Genomic DNA, 16403 nt, shown 5'->3' on the forward strand with positions numbered 1-16403 from the left:
GGTCAGGCGCCCACGGGCAGCTCCGACTCGACGTCGGCGTTGCGGAACTCCTCGCGGATCTCCTTGGGCCCGAACGGCCAGATCCGCTCGAACCGGGACCAGAGCGCGAACGCCGCCCCGCCCGCCGCGACCCAGGCCAGCGACCACTCGATCGGGTGGTAGCCGGGCGCGTTGCGGTCGGCGTAGCCGTAGATCACCACCCAGCCGAGGGCCGCGACCAGGCTGGGCAGCGGGTAGCGCCACATCGTGTACGGCCGCCGCAGGTCGGGCTGACGCTTGCGCAGCACGGTGACCGCGAGCACCTGGGCGAAGGCCTGGACGATCACCATCACCGTGGTGAGCAGGTTGATCAGCGTGTTCAGGTCGGTGTGCCGGCCGATCAGGAAGCCGATCGCGGTGACCACGCCCATGGTGAGCAGACCCAGGGTCGGGAACTCGTGCTTGCGGTGCAGCCGGGAGTACGAGCGGAAGAACACCCCGTCGCGGGCCGCGTCGTACGGCACCCGGGAGCCGCCGAGCAGGCCGGTCAGCACCGAGGCGAAGGCGGTGACCAGGATCAGCACGGTGACCACGTCGGCGGCGGACTTGCCCCAGGTGGCCTGCAGTACCGCGGAGGCGACCGAGGTGGAGGCGATCGAGTTCGGGTCGAGCATCTGGTGCCAGTCGAGCGCGCCGAGCACGCCGATCTGCAGCAGCAGGTAGATCACCATGATGCCGACGATCGAGTAGATGATCGAGCGCGGCATCACCCGTCCCGGGTTCCTGATCTCGGCACCGAGGTAGGCGGTGGTGTTGTAACCGAGGTAGTCGTAGATGCCGATGGTCAGACCGGCGGCGAAGCCGAGCCAGAAGTGACCGTGCGTCAGGTCCACCGCGTGCGCGGGCCAGGTGAAGGCGCGGGACGGCGAGAAGTGGGTGTAGGAGGCGAGCAGCACCGCGCCGACGGCGGCCAGCATGACGCCCCACATGACCGTGGCGAGCTTGGCGATCCGCTCCACCCGGCGCCAGAGCAGCAGGGTGACCAGCACGATCATCGCCAGGCCCACCAGGTCGCCCTGGGGCTTGGTCATGTGCGGCCACAGGTAGGCGAGGTACTGGACGAAGCCGACCACCCCGGTGGACATGATCAGCGGTATGAAGAGCATCGCGGTCCAGACAAAGAGGAACGGCATCAGCCGGCCCGTCCGGTACTGGAACGCTTCACGCAGGTAGACGTAGCTGCCGCCGGAGCCGGGCAGCGAGGCGCCGAGCTCGGCCCAGACCAGGCCGTCGACCAGCGCCAGGACCGCGCCGGCCAGCCAGCCGATGATCGCCTGCGGGCCGCCGAACGCGGCGACCATCAGCGGGATCGTCACGAAGGGACCGATCCCGCACATCTGGCTCATATTGATGGCGATGGCCTGGAACAGGCCTATCCGTCTGCTGAGTGTCGCGGACACGGGGGACTCCAGGGATCAGGGCGGTGCACGCGGGGGATGGGTGTCCATAAGTTAAGTTTCCTAACTAGAGCAGTCAAGAGCTGCGACGGAGCAGGACGCCACGAATGAAGGCCGCCTGCCCCGCGTGCTGCAGATCCTCCGCGATCACGCTCACCAGCCGTACCGCGAGCGTCACCGGTGGCGTCCAGCGCTCGTCCACCACCTGGTCCAGTTCCTTGGCGGTCACGGTACGGACGAAGCCCAGGCTTCGGCGGTGCACGGCGTCGTAGTAGCCGGTCAGCAGCCGGCGGGAGGTCACCTGGACCTGGGCCACCTGGGCGGAGCTCTGGCCGTAGCCGATCACCTCCGGCGCGAACGGCAGGTCGAACTTCTCCCGCCAGGCGTCCGCCGTCCAGACCTGCTCGACGTCCATCAGCTCGGCCAGATGGTCGTCCTGAACCCGGGTCAGATGCCAGATCAGCCAGGCCACCGAGTTCGCATCCGGGTCCAGCCTGGCCGTCAGCTGCTTCGGGCCCAGGCCCTGGACCGCCTCGTGGACGGCCTCCTTGACCCGGTCGAAGGCATCGGCCAACAGGTCCGCGCTCTCCATCTCGATTCCTTTCGCCGTGCTTGGTGCAGCAGGCATCCCCCGTCGCGCCCGTGGTCGATCGGGGCCGACCGGGTGAGTCCGCGTGTCACGCTCGCGGGTAACGGGAGGAGGATGGCAGGGAGCGGGGCGAGGAGGTGTCGGGCCGGTGATCACTCTGCGGGGACTGACGGTCGCGTTTCTGGCCGCCGCCGAGGGCGTCGAGCAGCGGGAGCTCGCCGGCGCGTGGCAGGCGGTGCTGGAGGCGGGCGGCACACCGCGGCTGCTCGCCACCCGGCCCGGCTGGGTGCTCGCCTACCGGGAGCTGGACCGGGCGGACACCTTCGAGGTGGGCGCGGTGATCGAGGAGAGCGACGCGGCCGACTATGCCGCCCTGGTGCTGCCGGGCGGGGTGGTCGGTGTGGACCGGCTGCGGCTGGAGCCCGCCGCGGTGGAGTTCGTCCGGGCGTTCTGCACGGCGGGCAGGCCGGTGGCGGCGATCGGCCACGCGCCCTGGCTGCTGATCGAGGCAGGCGCGGTGCGCGGGCGGACGCTGACCTCATGGCCCACCCTGCGCACCGACCTGGAGAACGCGGGCGCGGCCTGGGTGAACGAGCAGGTGCGGACCTGCCAGGCGGGCCAGGGCCCGCTGATCACCAGTCGGAAGAGCGCCGACCTGCCGCTCTTCACCGACGCGCTGGTCAACGAGTGCGCCAGGCTGCGCGGCAGGCTGGGGCCCTGGGGCAGGTGAGCGGGTGGGGAGTCGCCGCCGGTGCGGCCGGCTGTCGCGCAGCACCGGCGGGGCCGACTGAGTGGTTGGCGGGCTATCGGGTGGCGGCGGTGAGGGCCTCCTTGACGGTGGCGATGTCGGCGGGGTGGCCCGGGTCCAGGTCGAGGCGGGAGCTCTGGTCCTTGAGGTAGGGCAGGCCGTAGGCCGGGGTGCCGGGCTGGAACCGCCAGCCGGCGGAGAGCGGCCCCGCGTCCACCGCGAGGTAGCCGAGGGCGTCGAGCAGGGCGGTGGTCCGCTCCTTGGCCGTGGCGTCATCGCCCGCGATCGGCAGCGCCGAGCGGTCGGGGGCGCCGGCGGGACGGGCCAGCGCCAGCAGGTGGCCGGAGTAGATGTTGTTGAAGACCTTGACCACCTGGGAGTCGGCCAGGTGCTCCTGGACCAGCTCGCTGCTGGTGGTCTCGCCGGAGTCGAGTCGGGGGAAGTGCCCGTCACGCTCGGGGTAGTAGTTGCCGGTGTCGAGCACGAGGCGGCCGGCGAGCGGGGCGGCGGACAGCTGGAAGGAGTTCTTCAGCGGAATCGTCACCACCAGCCAGTCACCCGCCTCGGCCGCCTGCGCCGGAGTCGCGGCGCGGGCCCGCGGGCCCAGTTCGGCCACCAGGCCGGCGAGGGTCTCGGGCCCGCGTGAGTTGCTGAGCACCACGTCCAGGCCCGCGTTGACCGCGAGCCGGGCCAGGGTGCCGCCGATGTGTCCACTGCCGATCAGTCCAAGAGTAGCCATGATGGTGACAGTGCCGGGGCGGGCGACGGTATTCCTGACGCAGCGTCATATCACCCGTACGGATCAGCCGAGCGGTTCAGTAGAGCGGTTCAGTCAAGCGGGTCGGCCGTACGGATCAGGCGTCCGGGTCGGCCGAGCCGCTGCGCAGCAACTCGGCCGAGCACCGCGCGATCCGCTCGGCGATCCGCCGCGCCTCGGCCTCGTCGCGGTAGCGGTGGCGCGGCCAGAAGAAACCGCGCAGCCCGTCCTTCGGGTTGCGCGGCACCACGTGCACGTGGAGATGCGGCACCGACTGGCTGACCCGGTTGTTCATCGCGACGAACGAGCCCTTGGCCGCCGTCGCCCGCTCGACGGCCTCGGTCAGCAGCCGGACCCGGCCGAAGAACGGGCCGACCAGCTCGGGCGGCAGGTCGGTGAGCGTGGCGACGTGCCGCACCGGCAGTACCAGCAGGTGGCCGGGGAAGAGCGGCCGGTGGTCCAGGAAGGCCAGCGCGACGTCGTCCCGGAAGGCCTGGTGGATCGGCGCCGCCGGGTCCGCGATCAGGGCGCAGAAGCTGCAGTCCATCGGTTCAGCCGCCCCGGTTGACGTACTGGAAGACGAACCCGCCGACGCCGGCGGCCGTGATCCCCGCGCCGATCAGCAGCAGCCAGACGCCGAAGACCAGGCCGAGCGCCGACACGCCCGCGCCGGCGGCCAGCAGCGGCGGGTACCAGCTCTGCGGCGGGAAGAAGTCGAGCGGTCCGGAGGTCTCGGCCACTTCGACCTCGCGGCGGTCCTGCGCGCGGGGGCCGTGGCGCACCGACTGGACGAAGAAGAAGACGGCGATCAGCGCGGACATCAGGAAGGCGAACGCGAGCGTGCCCTTGCCGGCCGGCTCGTGCGCGAGCCAGTCGTAGATGCCGCCGATCACGCCGAAGAAGAGGGCGATGCCGGCGAACAGGTAGGCCTCGAACCTCATGGCCGGGGCTCCCTGGTGAGCATGTCGGTGTCCTCGCTGGTGCTGCCCGGGTGGTGCAGGTCGAAGGCCGGGCTGTCCGAGCGGATCCGGGGCAGCGCGTGGAAGTTGTGCCGGGGCGGCGGGCAGGAGGTGGCCCACTCCAGCGAGCGGCCCCAGCCCCAGGGGTCGTCCGACTCGACCCGGCGCCCGTACTTCGCGGTGTGCCAGACGTTGAAGAGGAACGGCAGCGTGGACAGCCCCAGCAGGAAGGCGCCGGCGCTGGAGATCGTGTTCAGGGTGGTGAAGCCGTCGGACGGCAGGTAGTCGGCGATCCGGCGTGGCATGCCCTCGGCGCCCAGCCAGTGCTGGACCAGGAAGGTGGTCTGGAACCCGACGAAGAGCAGGCCGAAGTGGAGCCGGCCGAGCCGCTCGTCCAGCTGCCGCCCGGTGAACTTGGGCCACCAGAAGTAGAAGCCGCCGAAGGTCGCGAAGACCACCGTGCCGAAGAGCACGTAGTGCATGTGAGCCACGACGAAGTACGAGTCGGACACGTGGAAGTCGATCGGCGGCGCCGCGAGCATCACCCCGCTGAGGCCGCCGAAGAGGAAGGTGACCAGGAAGCCGATCGCCCAGAGCATCGGGGTCTCGAAGGAGAGCGAGCCCCGCCACAGGGTGCCGACCCAGTTGAACATCTTCACCCCGGTCGGCACCGCGATCAGGAAGGAGGTGAGCGAGAAGAACGGCAGCAGCACCTGTCCGGTGACGAACATGTGGTGCGCCCAGACCACCGCCGAGAGCCCCGCGATCGTGATGGTCGCCGCGACCAGCCCGAGATAGCCGAAGATCGGCTTCCGGCTGAACACCGGCAGGATCTCGCTGATGATCCCGAAGAACGGCAGCGCGACGATGTACACCTCCGGGTGCCCGAAGAACCAGAACAGGTGCTGCCAGAGCAGCGCACCACCGCTGGTGGCGTCGAAGACCTGCGAGCCCAGCCGCCGGTCCGAGAGCAGCACCAGCAGGGCGGCGGTCAGCACCGGGAAGGCGAAGAGCGCCAGGATCGAGGTGAGTAGCACGTTCCAGGTGAAGATCGGCATCCGGAACAGGGTCATCCCCGGCGCCCGGAGGCAGGCGATGGTGGTGATGAAGTTGACCGAGCCGAGGATCGTGCTGAGACCCGCCACCGCCAGCCCCGCGATCCACAGGTCGCCGCCGGTGCCGGGGGAGTGGACCACGCTGTTCAGCGGGGCGTAGGCGAACCAGCCGAACGCGGCGGCGCCGTCGGCGGTGAAGAAGCCGCTGAGCACGATCAGCCCGCCGAACAGGAAGACCCAGTAGGTGAAAGCGTTCAGCCGCGGGAAGGCCACGTCCGGCGAGCCGATCTGCAACGGCATGATCCAGTTGGCGAAGCCGGTGAAGGTCGGGGTCGCGAAGAGCAGCAGCATGATCGTGCCGTGCATGGTGAAGAGCTGGTTGTACTGGGCGCTGGTGACGAACTGCTCGCCCGGGCGGGCCAGTTCCGCGCGCATCACCATCGCGAACACGCCGCCGACCAGGAAGAAGCCGAAGGAGGTGGTCAGGTAGAGGCTGCCGATCTCCTTGTGGTCGGTGGTGCTCAGCCAGCGCAGGACGGTGCTGCCGTGGCGCAGGCGGGTCGCGGTGCCGGGGGCGAGTTGCCGCTCCGGCTCCTCCACGACGGTCATCCGGCCTCCTGGGGGCTTGGGGCGCTTGGTGGGGCCGAGGGCTCGGCGGGTCGGGACCATGCTGGTCCCGGCGGCGGCGCCGCGAGGTGGCGCAGCGCCAGCGGGACGGCGCGGTTAGCTCGGACGGCGGGCAGGGGTGTGCCGGGGGCCACAAGGGGGCCGTTTTCTGACCAGGGGTGTCGAGCTGATCGCCCTGGGTGGTCGATCCGGGGTGGCGTGCGCCACTTTCAGGCGAAGGTGGCAGGGTCGATTTACCTGGATTCCGGTGGTTTGGGGTGGATTGGTGGCTTGGTTCCCAGGGGTAATGGGGCGTGACCTGGGATGTTTCGATGTGGTTGATCGGGGCGCGGGGGGTGCGTAGCTTCGTTCTCGGCGCAGTGAGCGCCACCCGGGACCGCCCCGGGGCCCGTGGGTTTCCCGGGCCGGGGCGGGTCGTGCGGGAACCGTCCTCGGTTGGTTCGTGGGGTGTGGTTCCGTGCGCGCGGTTGCCCGGAGACCAGCGATGAGGGAGATCCTTTGACTTTCCGTAACGAGAACACCGCCACCACCACTACTGCCAAGAAGGCCGGCAAGCGCTCGCGAGTGCGGCTGGCGGTGCTGGGTGGGGCGATCGCCGTCCTGCCGGTGGCGGGTCTCGTGACGGCGAACGCGGCCTCGGCGGCGTCGACGTCGACGTGGAACGCGGTGGCGCAGTGCGAGAGCACCGGGAACTGGTCGATCGACTCGGGCAACGGGTTCTCCGGCGGTCTGCAGTTCACGCCGAGCACCTGGGCCGCGTACGGCGGTACCCAGTACGCGGCCTCCGCCGCCCAGGCGACGCCGGCGCAGCAGATCGCGGTGGCGGAGAAGGTGCTGGCGGACCAGGGTCCGGGCGCTTGGCCGGTGTGCTCGGTGAAGGCCGGGCTGACGGCGGGTGGCCCGGCGGCGCAGGTCGACGCCACCACCGGCTCGACGGCGACCGCGGCCCCGGCGCCGCAGCAGGCCGCCCCGGTGCAGCAGGCGACGCCGAAGCAGCAGGCCGCCCCGAAGCAGTCCGCTCCGGTGCAGTCGGCGCCGGTCCAGAAGCAGGCCCCGGTTGCCGCCGGCGGTTACACCGTCAAGAGCGGTGACACGCTGAGCGCCATCGCGGCCTCGCACGGCACCACCGTGGCCAAGCTGTACGCCGCCAACGCCCAGACCATCGGCACCAACCCGGACGTCATCCTGCCGGGCCAGGTCCTGAGCCTCTGATCTGACGCTCGGACCACCCGTCACGCAAGCTGCCCCCCGTCCCGCGCGGGACAGGGGGCAGCTTGCGTACTCACACGTGACTGTTCGTCAGTTCAGAGGCACGCCACGGCCCCTGGGGAGCACCGGGGAGCGGCGGAGCGGCCGGCCCGACGCGCTACTGGACGTGATCGCCGGCTCCCGGGTGCCCCGGCGTGTTGTCGTAGGTGCTGATCTCGACCAGGTTGCCGTCGGGGTCGCGCAGGTAGGTGCTGGTGATCGGCCCCTGGGCGCCGGTGCGCGGCACCGGGCCCTCCTCCATTGGTACCCCGCAGGCGGTCAGGTGCGCCACGACCTGCTGTTGCGGGGTGTCGGTGATCAGGCAGAGGTCCGCGCTTCCGGGGGTCGGGCGGGCGGCGTGCGGGAGCAGTTCGTGGCCGGCCTGGTGCAGGTTGATCTTGCTGCTGCCGAAGGCCAGCGCGCGGCGGCCCGCGCCGAAGGTCACCGGCCGCATGCCCAGCACGCGCTGGTAGAAGCTGATGGTCCGTTCGACGTCCGCCACGGTCAGCACCAGGTGGTCCAGGCTGGTGATCCGGACGCCCGCTGCCGCCGCCGGCGCCGAGCTCAGCTCCGCGACCAGGCACGCGAGCAGCGGCGTGTCGATCCCGTGCGCGGCACCGGCCCGCAGGACGGCCCCGCCGATGGCGTCGAGCTCGATCGGGCGGCCGGCGGCCACATCGCGCTGCATCGAGGAGTTCATCGCGGCCGGGGCGCGGTCGAAGAAGGAGAGCACGGACTCGGCGGTCACCGGTGCGCCCGCCGCGCGGGCCACGGCGGTGACCTCGTCGAGCACGGCGAGCAGTTCGGACCGGTGCTGCCCCCGGAGGGCGCCGACGGAGGCCTGGTGACGGGTGGTCAGCAGGGCGAACGGGGCCAGGAAGGCGAGCTTGTCCCAGAGCATCGCCTGCTCGTCGGTCCGCAGCGCCACCGTCAGCCCGGCGTGCCGGAGCCGGGCGGCCAGCGCGTCGAGCGGGGCGGCCAGTTCGAGGGTGGTGAAGGGGCTGGTGTGGGCGATCCGGCCCGGCGCGGTGCGGGTGGTCTCGACCTTGATGGTGCCGGCCACGACCTGGTCGGCCGGGTAGTGCCGGCGCAGCACCGGGAGGTGGTCGAGGCCGTTGAGCAGCGGCACCACGATCCCCTCGGGGCCGATCAGCCGTGCCGGGAGCCGGTCGAGGGCGGCGGGCAGGGCGGGCTGCTTGACGGTCACGAAGGCGAGGTCGACCGGTCGGCGCAGTTCGGTGTCGGCCTCGACCGGGACGGTGAAGTCGCCGTACTGACCGCTGGTCACCCGCAGGCCGTCACGGCGGATGACGCCGGCGGTCCGCTCGCCGGCCAGGCAGATGACGTGGTGCCCGTCGCGGGCGAGCAGCGCGCCGAGCAGTCCGCCGACACCGCCCGGTCCGAGGACGGCCACCGTCAGGCGGGAGGTGCTGCCCGGGTTCAGCCGCGTTCCGGTGCTCAGGGGTTGTGGTGTCGGAGAGTCGTTGGTCGTGATCACCAGGCCACGGTAGCGATCAAGTGGATCATCGGTAAGCTCCGATGCCATGCCGACGATGTGGTCCGATCCGTCCCTCGTGCTCGATCCGCCTCAGCTGCTCGCGGAAGTGACCGACTCCGCGGCCCGGTTGGTCGCCGCCGCGGTGGCGCTGGACGACGCGGAGCTCCGCGCGCCGTCCACGCTGGCCGGGTGGAGCCGCGAGCAGGTCATCACGCATCTGGCCGGCGCCGCCGAGGCGTACCTGCGGCTGCTGGCGCTGGCCCGCACCGGGGTCGAGCCCACCCGGCGGGCCGATGACGCGACGCCGGTCGGCGCCCTGCGGGACGGCGCGGGGCGGCCCGCCGCCGCGCTCGTGGGCGAGCTGCGCGATCGGCTGGACCGGCTGGCCGAGGACGCCGCGGCGATGCCCGCCGACCGGTGGGGCAACCTGGTCACCGCGCTCGCGGGCTGGCGGCACCCGGCCTGGTTCACCCTGTATCGCTGCTGGCGTGAGCTGGAGACGCACCATGTCGACCTCGACCTCGGCTACCGGCCGGCCGACTGGCCCGAGGCGTACGTGAGGTGGGCGCTGCCGGACACGCTCGCCGCGTTGGCCGCCCGCGAGTTCCCGGTCGGCGAGGTGACTGCCGTTGATCTCGGCCGCCGCTGGACCCTGGCGCCGTCCGGCCTGGTGGTCAGCGGCTCGGGCCACGCCCTGCTCGGCTGGCTCGCCGGGCGCACGGGCGGTGCGGCGCTGGTGTCGGACGCGCCGTTGCCGGAGCCGCCGAGTTGGCCGCTGCCGCCGTTCCCCGGCTGGAACTGATTCTGCGTCAGGCTGTGGGCCTGACGCAGCATCAGGGCGGGGGCTCCGCGGGCGGACGGCTCAGATCGACTGCCAGGCCGGCTTGGCTGCATAGGTGGCCCGGAAGTAGTCGGCCAGCTTGAGGCGGGCGGCCGCCGCCTCGTCCACCACCACGGTGGCGTGCGGGTGCAACTGCAGCGCGGAGGCCGGGACCAGCGCGGAGAGCGGGCCCTCGACGGCCTGCGCGACGGCCTCGGCCTTGGCCTCGCCGGTGGCCAGCAGCACCAGGTGGCGGGCCTCCAGGATGGTGCCGATGCCCTGGGTGATCACGTGGTGCGGGACCTCGTCGAGACTGTCGAAGAACCGGGCGTTGTCGACCCGGGTCTGCTCGGTGAGCGTCTTGATCCGGGTCCGCGAGGCGAGCGAGGAGCACGGCTCGTTGAATCCGATGTGCCCGTCGGTGCCGATCCCGAGGAGCTGCAGGTCCACGCCGCCGGCCGCCGCGAGCTCGCGGTCGTAGGCCGCGGCCGCCGCCGCGATGTCCTCGGCGGAGCCGTCGGGGCCGAGAAAGGCGTCCGCGGTGATGCCCATCGGTTCGAGCACCTCGCGCAGCACGACCGAGCGGTAGGACTCGGGGTGCCCCTTGGGCAGGCCGACGTATTCGTCGAGCTGGCAGATCCGGGCGCGCGACACGTCCAGCGATCCGGCCCGCACCTTGGCGGCCAGCGCCCGGTAGATCGGCAGCGGCGTCGACCCGGTGGCCACGCCGACCAGCGCGTCGGGCTTGCCGGTGAACAGCTCCGCGATCGCCTCGGCGATCAGCTCACCGCCCGCGGCGGCGTCGGGAACGATCACAATCTCCATCTTGACCAACCGTCCGAAAGCGTGTATGTAGTGGTCTAGACCAATCTCTGGAAGTTTAGCGCAGTCCAGGGGTGCTTCGAAAGCCCGGCGATGGTCGTGCCCGGGTTCTGTCAGGTCGGGCGGCCGGTGGCGTGATCGGGCGGGGCGCGACTTGAAGAATTCTTCAAGTTCGGAGAAGCTGACGCCCGACGTGTCGCGAGGAGGACGGGTATGCCGGTTCCGCTGTACCAGGCCAAGGCCGAGTTCTTCCGCACCCTGGGCCACCCGGCGCGGATCCGGGTCCTCGAACTCCTCCAGGACGGGCCGCGCCCGGTGCGCGAGTTGCTCGCGGCGATCGAGATCGAGCCGTCCAGCCTCTCCCAGCAACTCGGCGTGCTGCGCCGGAGCAACCTGGTGACCGCCACCCGTGAGGGCAACACCGTGGTCTACGCGCTGAGCACCCCGGATGTGGCCGACCTGCTGCGGGCGGCGCGGCGGATCCTGACCGAGATGATCGCCGACCAGGAGCAACTGCTGGTGCAGCTGCGCGCGGGGGCCGGCCAAGCGAAGGAGCGAGTCCGGTGACGGCGAATCCCGTGAGCGAGGCGAGTCCGGCGACCGAGGCGAACCCGGCGAGTGCCGCGAACCCGGTGAACGAGACCATCCGCGACGAGAACAGCAAGCGCAAGGCGGCGCTGATCCGGGCCGGCATCTACATCGCCGGCACGCACTTCTTCGCGTTCTTCGTGATGCTGCTCTTCTACCTGGGCAGCCACCGGCACTGACCGCGCCGGCCACCCACCCCAGGCCCCGCCGCCCTCAGGCCGCGCCCTGCCGAGGTTCCGGGGAGCGCAGCAGCGCGCGCACGTCGTCCGGGGTCGCGCCGGCGTAGAAGTGGGCGAAGACCACGCGCCCCAACGGGGTCATCGGCGAGGCGGCGCCGATCCAGAGCGAGCCGAAGCCGTAGCGGGCGTGGATCAGCGGCCGGATCTCGCCGTCCGGTCCGGTCCGGCCGGCCAGCCGCAGCGGGCCGCCCACGGTCCGCTCGGTCCACCGCGCCAGCTCCACCAGCTCGGGCTGGTCCGGGAACTCCTCCAGCAGGCTGTCCAGCTGCGGTACCACTCGGCGCACCCAGTAGCGGTCGTGCTCGGGCAACTGGTCGCGCCCGTCCCAGACCATCCACTTGAACATGTTCTCGGGCACCCGCCGCCCGGTGAACGCGTCCGCGAAGGCGTCGTTGTAGGCGATCACCCGCCAGGCGGCGTCGACCGCGTAGGCGATCGGCCCGACCAGCTCCTTGCCCGGCGCGTGCTCGGTGACCTGCGCGACGGTGCTGCGGACGAAGCCGATCCAGGCGGAGTCGGCGTTCGCTGGTGCCGCGCCGATCTGCGGTTCCTCCGAATGCGTCATGGGCACGATTGTGCCCCCAGGGCCGCACGCCCGACCAGGGAGGTCCGACCAGGCATTTCTCCGCCTCCGCGGAGGCCGGGGCCCTCCGCTTCGTCCGCCACCGGCCGTTGCTACCGTGGCCGACACCATGGACTACGACACGGCTTCGCGCTATTACGAGGAACTTCTCAGCGGGTACCTCCGAGCGACACCGGCCGCCGCGCTGGACGAGACCGTTGCTCGATTCGTCGCGCCGATGCGCTCGGCCTTCGTGGACGACCAGGCCGAGGAATCCGCGATCGACACGATCGAGGGGCTGCTGTGGGCGGCCTGGGAGCCCGTCATCACGGCGGCCCGGGAGTCGTCGTCCGGCACCGTCCAGGACAGGCTTGTCGACCTGTTGACCGGGATCGAGCAGCAGGGGGTGCTCACTCGTGATCAGGGGCGGCAGGACTGTGTCGTCTGGGAGATGAAGGTGTTTGTCGACCTTCCGTGTTTCGGCGCGCAGATGCGCGAGGCATTGGACATGGGGGCCGAGATGCCCGGCTTTTCGGATGTCGACGTCTGGGTGAACCTGAACGCATTCGCGGCGCGCCTGACCGCCGCCGGAATCGACTTCTCGCTCTACGCGATCTGGACGCTGCGCGATTGCCTCGAGGAGGAGTCGCCGGTCAACTTGGCCGACCCGAGGGGGGTGGTCCCATGGTTCCAGCACTGCGGTGCGTTGCTCGCGGGCCTCGCGCGCCGGCGGCGGTCGTTCGACGGGCAGGTCGGTCGCCTGGGCAAGCTGTGCACGGACAGCGGGATGGCCGAGGGAGGGTTCACCGTCGAGCGGTGGGAGTTCTGGCGCGCCCGGCTGACGGAGCTGGCGGCCGGGACGGAGGCCGGCGCCGACGAGGCACGGGCGGCGCTGCGGTACCTGACCGCGCTGGGCGACCTGGGCCAGGCCGGATCGGGCAACACCGGCCCTGCTGCCGACTTTTCGTAGGGTCGGGCCGCTCGGGGCCGCCGGCGCTCGACCTGTGCGCAGCGGCCCGGGGCTGCGGGTTTGCGCCCGAGTCTGGCTATAGCGCGGGCCGCCAGACTCGGAGCGACCGCAGTCACCACGAATCTGGAGCGCAGCATGCGTTGGGAGAATCTCTACGTCGCCGGTCTCGGCGCCTATCTGCCCGAGCAGGTCTATACCGCTGAGCAGGCCGTCGCCGACGGCCGTTACGGTGCCGGTGAGTGCGAGGCCAACGGGTATCGCGCGGTCCGGGTGGCCAGCGCGGAGGAGACCGGGCCGGTGATGGCGGCGGCGGCCGGCCGTACGGCGGTCGGGCGCTCCGGCATCGCGAGTGAGGAGTTCCGGCTGGTGGTGCACGCCAGCGTCGGCCACCAGGGTCAGGACGTCTGGACCCCCGCCCACTACGTGCAGAACGAGACCGTCGGCGGCCACGGCGCGGCCTTCGAGGTGCGCCAGGGCTCCAACAGCGGCCTCGCCGCCGCCGAGGTCGCCGCCTCCTGGATCACCGCCCGGCCGGAGGGCGGCGCGGCTCTGGTCACCACCGGTGACTCCTTCAAGTTGCCGTACTGGGACCGCTGGAAGGCCGATGAGCAGGTGGTGTACGGCGACGGCGCGGGCGCGCTGGTGCTCTCCACCCGTGGCGGCTTCGCCAAGGTCCGCTCCAGCGTCAGCCGCGCCGACGCGTCGCTCGAACCGCTGTACCGCGGCGACGACGCCTGGACCGAGGCGCCCTTCTACGACGGCAAGCCCGCCGACCTGGCCGGTCGCAAGCGCCACTGGCTGAGCCGCAACGAGGACGCCTACGACCAGACGATCGCCAAGATCAACGAGAACTTCGGTGCCGTGCTCAAGCAGGCGCTGGCGGAGGCCGACACCGACCTGGCCGGTACGCAGTGGTTCATCCACGCCAACATGTGCAAGACCATCATCGAGTGGGGCTTCCACGGCGCGCTCGGCCTGGACCCCGACACCACCGTCTACGACTGGGGCCTGGACTACGCGCACATGGGCGGCGGCGACCAGATCATCGGCCTCAACCGGCTGTTCGAGACCGGGCGCCCCAAGCCGGGCGACCTGGTCGTCACCGCGGGTGCGGGGATCGGGTTCATGTGGACCGTCGCGGTGCTCGAAGTGCTCGAGACTCCGGCCTGGTGATCGTCGCCCCGACGCGGTGACGTTCCCCGATCTCCTGGTGACGCTCCGTCAGTTCAACTGATTCACCATGCCTGTTCACGGAAAGACTGTGCTCGAACCGCGGTCGGTCCGGTACGGTGCCCCTCGCCGGGGTGCCGGCCGTTCCGACCGCCCTCTTCTGCCCATGGAGGCAGCCATGCTCACCGCCGCCAAGGCCATCAACCTCACGCTGGCGTTCCTGCTGGAACTCGCCGTCCTGTTCTCGGTCGGGCTGTGGGGATTCACCTTCAGCTCCAAGTCGGCCGTCAAGTTCCTGCTGGGGATCGGCGGACCGCTGCTGTTCATCGTCGTGTGGGCGGTCTTCGGGTCGCCCTCGGCGGCGGTGCCGCTGCACGGTGCCGTCCGGATCGCCTTCGAGGTCGTCTGGTTCGGCCTGGGCGCGCTCGCGCTCTACGCCGCCGGGCGGGTGGTGCCGGCGGCCGTGCTGTTCGTGCTGTACGTCATCAACGCGGTGCTGATCCGGGTGTGGCACCAGTCGGCCTGAAACCCGTTCCCACAACGGCTTCTGACGAATCATCAGGGAATGACGGTGGCGCAGGAGCATCGGCTCCTGCGCCACCGTCATTCCCTGGTCTCCCCGGTCAGGCCTCAGGCCGGCAGGGAGTCCAGCAGTGCCTGGTTGTCGATCTTGCCGTTCACGGTCACCGGGAACTTCTCCACCATCATGACGGTGTCCGGGACCAGGTAGGGCGGCAGGCGCTTGCCGAGCGTGCGGGCCAGCCCGATCGGGTCGTCGGACTCGCCCTCGGCCGGTGCGGTGGCGGCGGTGTCGGCGGTGGCGGTGTAGAACAGGGCGAGCCGTTCCCAGGCCGCCGTCCGGCCGGGCACCGGCACCACCGTGCAGCTGCGGACGCCCTCGACCTTCATCGCGGCGTTCTCGATCTCGCCCGGCTCGATGCGGTAGCCGCGGACCTTCACCTGCCGGTCGGCCCGCCCGCGGAAGTGCAGGACCTGATCGGCGTCCAGGAAGCCGAGATCGCCCGTGCGGTAGACCCGCACCGGCGTTCCGTTCACCGTGATCGGCGCGAACTTCTCGGCCGTGAGCTCGGGTTGCTCCAGGTAGCCGATCGCCAGGCCGGCCCCGCCGATGCAGATCTCGCCCTCGGTGCCCGGCTCGCAGAGCCGACCGCCGTCGGCGACGTAGACCTCGGTGTCGGCGACCGGGCGGCCGATCGGGATGCCGCCGAAGGTCTCGCAGTCCTCCGGACCCAGCTCGTGGATCGTGGCGAACACACAACTCTCCACCGGCCCGTAGGCGTTGAACAGTGCGACGCCGGGGTACTGCGCCAGGAAGCGGCGCACGTGGGCGGGGGAGAGCCGCTCACCGCCGGTGTAGATCTGCCCCATCCCCGCGAAGCAGTCGATGTCCATGTCGACGAACAGGTTGAACAGCGAGGACGTGAAGAACGCCGTGTCGACGCCTGCCGACTTCACGATGTCTCGCAGCGCGCCGGGCAGGAGGTAGTCGTCCTCGACGATCACCGTGGTCCCGCCGGTGACGAGCATGCCCCACAGCTCGAGGCTGAAGGCGTCCCAGGCGCACGGCGCCGACTGCGGGGAGACGCCGCCCGCGCGGTAGCCGCGCAGGCCGTCGGGGCCGAACAGTCGGGTGGTCGCCTGGTGCGGTGAGACGACTCCCTTGGGGCTGCCCGTGGTTCCGGAGGTGAAGAACACGCAGGCTGCGTCATCGGGCCCGATGTCGGAAGGCGGAACCGTACCGCCCGCGCCGGCCGAGACCTCCAGCGGCTCGGCCGGCGGCTGCCAGACGGTGAGCGGTCGCCCGCCGCCCGCACCCGTGGCCTCGGCCTGGACGCCGGCGGGCCGGTTGCCGGTGACGAACACCGGGGAGTGCAGCTGGTCGAGCAGGCCGTCCACCCGCTCGGTGGGCCAGCGGTGGTCGAACGCCGCGTACGCCGCACCGCACTTGAGGACGGCGAGCAGGGTGGCGGCCAACTGCGGGGTGCGCGGCAGCTGGACCGGGACGATCGCGCCGGCCCCGACGCCCAGCGCGGCCAGCTGCTCGGCGTAGTGATCGGCCGCCGCGTTCAGGGTGGCGTAGCTGATGCGATCCGCGCGGAAGACGATCGCAGTGGACCCGGGGTGCTGCTCGGCCTGGCGGGCCACCGCCTCGTGGATCAGCGGATGCACGGTGCCGGCCGGCGAGTTGGCGGCCGGCGGGTCGGCGGGCAGCGCGGTGGGGGACGGCGGGGCGGTGGTCAGTGGCTCGGACGCGTCGGGCGCGGGTCTGCGAGTCCGGTTAGCGGTCATGGTCT

General features: G+C 71.3%; 18 protein-coding genes. 8 read left to right on the top strand and 10 right to left on the bottom strand.

The window, feature by feature from the left end; genetic code table 11:
- Positions 1-2: 2 nt before the first annotated feature.
- Positions 3-1439 (bottom strand): APC family permease, encoded by a 1437-nt coding sequence (locus tag ABH937_RS30805; protein WP_370220140.1) that lies wholly within the window; start codon positions 1437-1439, stop codon positions 3-5.
- A 73-nt stretch (positions 1440-1512) separates the two neighbouring features.
- Entirely contained in the window at positions 1513-2028 is a 516-nt protein-coding gene (locus ABH937_RS30810; RefSeq protein WP_370220141.1) for a DUF664 domain-containing protein, read from the bottom strand.
- A gap of 145 nt (positions 2029-2173) precedes the next feature.
- Between ABH937_RS30810 and ABH937_RS30815 the strand changes: the two genes are divergently transcribed.
- A complete protein-coding gene (locus ABH937_RS30815; RefSeq protein WP_370220142.1) occupies positions 2174-2755 on the top strand; it encodes a DJ-1/PfpI family protein in 582 nt (193 codons plus the stop codon).
- A gap of 73 nt (positions 2756-2828) precedes the next feature.
- On the opposite strand, the gene ABH937_RS30820 is transcribed toward ABH937_RS30815, so the two are convergent.
- The 4 genes from ABH937_RS30820 to ctaD all read right to left on the bottom strand — a co-directional run bounded on the left by ABH937_RS30820 (position 2829) and on the right by ctaD (position 6153).
- Positions 2829-3512: an NADPH-dependent F420 reductase gene (locus tag ABH937_RS30820; RefSeq protein WP_370220143.1), complete on the bottom strand. Its 684-nt coding sequence runs from the start codon at positions 3510-3512 to the stop codon at positions 2829-2831.
- 115 nt (positions 3513-3627) lie between these two features.
- Positions 3628-4077 (bottom strand): HIT family protein, encoded by a 450-nt coding sequence (locus tag ABH937_RS30825; RefSeq protein ID WP_280693621.1) that lies wholly within the window; start codon positions 4075-4077, stop codon positions 3628-3630.
- 4 nt (positions 4078-4081) lie between these two features.
- Positions 4082-4471, bottom strand: a complete 390-nt coding sequence (locus ABH937_RS30830) for a cytochrome c oxidase subunit 4 (RefSeq protein ID WP_280693622.1) — start codon at positions 4469-4471, stop codon at positions 4082-4084.
- Complete coding sequence (gene ctaD / locus ABH937_RS30835; RefSeq protein ID WP_280693623.1) at positions 4468-6153, bottom strand: cytochrome c oxidase subunit I; 1686 nt, start codon at positions 6151-6153, stop codon at positions 4468-4470. Before ctaD ends, ABH937_RS30830 begins: the two co-directional genes overlap by 4 nt.
- A gap of 516 nt (positions 6154-6669) precedes the next feature.
- On the opposite strand from ctaD, the gene ABH937_RS30840 reads away from it, so the two are divergent.
- Entirely contained in the window at positions 6670-7383 is a 714-nt protein-coding gene (locus ABH937_RS30840; protein ID WP_370220144.1) for a transglycosylase family protein, read from the top strand.
- A gap of 154 nt (positions 7384-7537) precedes the next feature.
- Here ABH937_RS30840 and ABH937_RS30845 read toward each other — a convergent pair whose 3' ends face one another.
- Positions 7538-8917 carry a 2-dehydropantoate 2-reductase gene (locus ABH937_RS30845; RefSeq protein WP_370220145.1) on the bottom strand — a complete coding sequence of 460 codons (1380 nt, stop codon included), beginning with the start codon at positions 8915-8917 and terminating at the stop codon, positions 7538-7540.
- Positions 8918-8963: 46 nt separating this feature from the next.
- Between ABH937_RS30845 and ABH937_RS30850 the strand changes: the two genes are divergently transcribed.
- Positions 8964-9719: a maleylpyruvate isomerase family mycothiol-dependent enzyme gene (locus ABH937_RS30850; protein ID WP_370220146.1), complete on the top strand. Its 756-nt coding sequence runs from the start codon at positions 8964-8966 to the stop codon at positions 9717-9719.
- Between the two features lie 60 nt (positions 9720-9779).
- Here ABH937_RS30850 and nagB read toward each other — a convergent pair whose 3' ends face one another.
- A complete protein-coding gene (gene nagB, locus ABH937_RS30855; protein ID WP_370220147.1) occupies positions 9780-10562 on the bottom strand; it encodes a glucosamine-6-phosphate deaminase in 783 nt (260 codons plus the stop codon).
- A gap of 210 nt (positions 10563-10772) precedes the next feature.
- Here nagB and ABH937_RS30860 point away from each other — a divergent pair, with 210 nt between their 5' ends.
- Together ABH937_RS30860 and ABH937_RS30865 are read left to right on the top strand one after the other, a co-directional pair.
- A complete protein-coding gene (locus tag ABH937_RS30860) occupies positions 10773-11126 on the top strand; it encodes an ArsR/SmtB family transcription factor (RefSeq protein WP_370220148.1) in 354 nt (117 codons plus the stop codon).
- Positions 11123-11326, top strand: coding sequence for a DUF6126 family protein (locus tag ABH937_RS30865; RefSeq protein WP_370220149.1), 204 nt, complete (start codon positions 11123-11125; stop codon positions 11324-11326). Before ABH937_RS30860 ends, ABH937_RS30865 begins: the two co-directional genes overlap by 4 nt.
- A gap of 34 nt (positions 11327-11360) precedes the next feature.
- Here the strand turns inward: ABH937_RS30865 and ABH937_RS30870 are convergent, their stop codons facing one another.
- Positions 11361-11951: a hypothetical protein gene (locus ABH937_RS30870; RefSeq protein ID WP_280693629.1), complete on the bottom strand. Its 591-nt coding sequence runs from the start codon at positions 11949-11951 to the stop codon at positions 11361-11363.
- 127 nt (positions 11952-12078) lie between these two features.
- On the opposite strand from ABH937_RS30870, the gene ABH937_RS30875 reads away from it, so the two are divergent.
- From ABH937_RS30875 to ABH937_RS30885, 3 genes are all read left to right on the top strand, one after another.
- Entirely contained in the window at positions 12079-12918 is an 840-nt protein-coding gene (locus ABH937_RS30875) for a DUF3632 domain-containing protein (RefSeq protein WP_370220150.1), read from the top strand.
- Between the two features lie 135 nt (positions 12919-13053).
- A complete protein-coding gene (locus ABH937_RS30880; protein ID WP_280693631.1) occupies positions 13054-14091 on the top strand; it encodes a ketoacyl-ACP synthase III family protein in 1038 nt (345 codons plus the stop codon).
- Between the two features lie 175 nt (positions 14092-14266).
- Entirely contained in the window at positions 14267-14614 is a 348-nt protein-coding gene (locus tag ABH937_RS30885) for a YrdB family protein (protein WP_280693632.1), read from the top strand.
- Positions 14615-14718: 104 nt separating this feature from the next.
- Here ABH937_RS30885 and ABH937_RS30890 read toward each other — a convergent pair whose 3' ends face one another.
- On the bottom strand, positions 14719-16398 hold the full coding sequence (locus tag ABH937_RS30890; protein WP_370220151.1) for an amino acid adenylation domain-containing protein: 1680 nt from the start codon (positions 16396-16398) through the stop codon (positions 14719-14721).
- Between the last annotated feature and the right edge of the window lie 5 nt (positions 16399-16403).

Origin of the sequence: Kitasatospora sp. GAS1066B (assembly GCF_041262605.1) — a bacterium.
Taxonomy (GTDB): Bacteria; Actinomycetota; Actinomycetes; order Streptomycetales; family Streptomycetaceae; genus Kitasatospora.